The sequence below is a fragment of the Streptomyces sp. IBSBF 2435 genome (genome assembly GCF_036815005.1).
In the GTDB taxonomy this organism is placed as follows: domain Bacteria; phylum Actinomycetota; class Actinomycetes; order Streptomycetales; family Streptomycetaceae; genus Actinacidiphila.
The window spans coordinates 1-2069 of the sequence record NZ_JAJSYW010000364.1; the positions used below are offsets into that span (position 1 = coordinate 1).

A 2069-nucleotide genomic window follows, 5' to 3' on the forward strand; every position below is an offset into this window, starting at 1 on the left:
CCCCGGCACTTGGCATCGCCCCATCAACCAGATACGCCTCCACCACCCCCCGCACACACCCGTCGTGCGCGAAATACGCCCCGTGCCCCTCCCCCCGATACGTCAGCACCCGGCTCCCATTCCCGAGCGCCGCAGCCATATGGCCCGCCCCCGCATACGGCGTCGCCGGATCCGCCGTCGTACTGACGAGCAGCGCCTCCGGCGCGGTACGGGCCGCCACCCGCCGGGAGGCCCCGTCGCCGGGCGGCCACCCGGCGCAGGCCAGCAGCGACGCCTCCATGGACGTACCGAACACGGAAGACGCCGCGGCGAAGCGCCCGTCGAGCGCGTGCACGCCGGCCGGGGTGTGCCGCTCCGGCGTATCGCGGCAGTCGATCGCGAGCTTGGCCATCTCGTAGTTGTCCGGGGTGGACCACCCCGAGGCCTTGGGCGTCACCCGGGCGAGCTGGCCCATCTGCCCCGGATAGGCGAGCTGCATCATCGGCTCGCCGTCCCCGCCGCCCAGCGCGCCGAGCGCCTCGCGCAGGTCGGGCCAGTCGTCCTTCGAGTAGAGCGCGTTCTGGACGCCCTGGAGGAAGCCCGCGTGGTCCAGCTGCCCCGTCACCGTGGGGAGGCCGCCGGAGTCGAGGCGGCGCCCGGCGGTCGCGATGCTGGCCACGATCTGGGCGGGCGTACGGCCCGGCACCGGGCAGTGCCGGGCGGCGCAGTCCGCGGCGAAGTCGCTCAGCGCGTGCTGGAAGGCCGCGGCTTGGGCCAGCGCGGTGCCCGTGTCGTCCAGCGTCGGGTCGGGCACGCCGTCCAGCACCATCCGGCCCGCGTGCTGCGGGAATTCGTGCGCGTAGACCGAGCCGAGGCGACCGCCGTAGGAGAAGCCGAGGTAGGCGAGGCGGTCGTCGCCGAGGGCGGACCGTACGACGTCGAGGTCGCGGGCGGCGTTCGGGGTGCCCACCCAGGGCAGGAGGGCGCCGGAGTGGGCGCGGCAGGCCTGCGCCACCTGGCGTGCCTGTGCGACCGGGTCGGTGGCGGTCACCCCGGAGAGGTCGCCGCAGTCGACCGGGGAGCTGCGGCCGACGCCGCGCGGGTCGAAGCCGATGAGGTCGTAGCGGCGGTTGAGCCGGGCCAGGTCGCCCGCCGAGGCGCGTTCGGCCAGTTGCGTGATGCCGGGGATACCGGGGCCGCCGAAGTTGACCACGAGCGAGCCGAGCCGCGGCCCGGGGCCGGTCGCGGGTATCCGGCTCAGGGCGACGTCCAGGTCGCCGCCCTTGGGGTCGCCGTAGTCGCGGGGCACGGTGAGGGTGCCGCACTCCATCGAACGGGGACCGTCCACACCGGAGCAGCCGCCCCAGGAGACCTGCTGGCCGTACGGCGAGGAAGCAGCCGAGCCGTCCGCCTGCGGCGGGGCGGCCAGGACGGTCGCCGTCAGTGCCACCGCGAGGGCGGCGACGGTTCGCATACGGGCCATGAGGCCCAAAGTAGGCGGGCTTGCGCGTCCCCGCCCGGCGAGCGCGATGCCGGGCCTGCCGTCGAGAAGGGGGCACCCCGCGTGGTGAGCCCGGCAGCACCTGCCGCCGCCGCGCGGCCCCCCGCAGACCTTGCCGCTTGCGGCGGGCCGCAGCCTGGCCACTGCGTGCGCGCCGGCCGCGCGGTTCCCCGCCCCCCTGGGGGTGCCGCTTGCGGCGGGCTGTGGCCTGCCACTGCGTGCGGGCGGTCATGCGGCTCCCCGCGCCCCTTTGGGGCATGTCCCGCCGCGCGCGCAGCGCGCCCCCCGGGGTGCCGCCTGCCGCCGCATGGGCCGGGCGACGCAGTTCCGCAGGCCCCCGCTCACACCGTCGCGAGCATCGCGCGCACCCGCGCCGACCGGACCCCCGGCAGGAGCCGGCGGGCGCGGCCCGCGACCGCGACCGCCTCCGTGTCGTCCCCCGACCGCCGGAGGTTGATCGCCAGCTCGGCCTGGTAGTGCACGAGGCTGCGGACGAAGTGCGGGTCCTGGAGGCGTACGGCATGGCGGGCGGCGGCCGCGTACCGCCTGCCGGGGCGCGAAGCCGGGGTCGGCGGGGGAGTGCCCGGGG

1 protein-coding gene and 1 pseudogene are annotated in these 2069 nt (G+C 76.7%); both read right to left on the minus strand.

The window, feature by feature from the left end; all coding sequences use genetic code 11:
- Positions 1–1462 (minus strand): alpha/beta hydrolase (locus tag V7E46_RS33385; RefSeq protein WP_333771905.1); only part of this gene is annotated, 1462 nt, incomplete at its 3' end.
- 359 nt (positions 1463–1821) lie between these two features.
- Positions 1822–2069: pseudogene (locus V7E46_RS33390) on the minus strand (hypothetical protein); the annotation flags it as partial.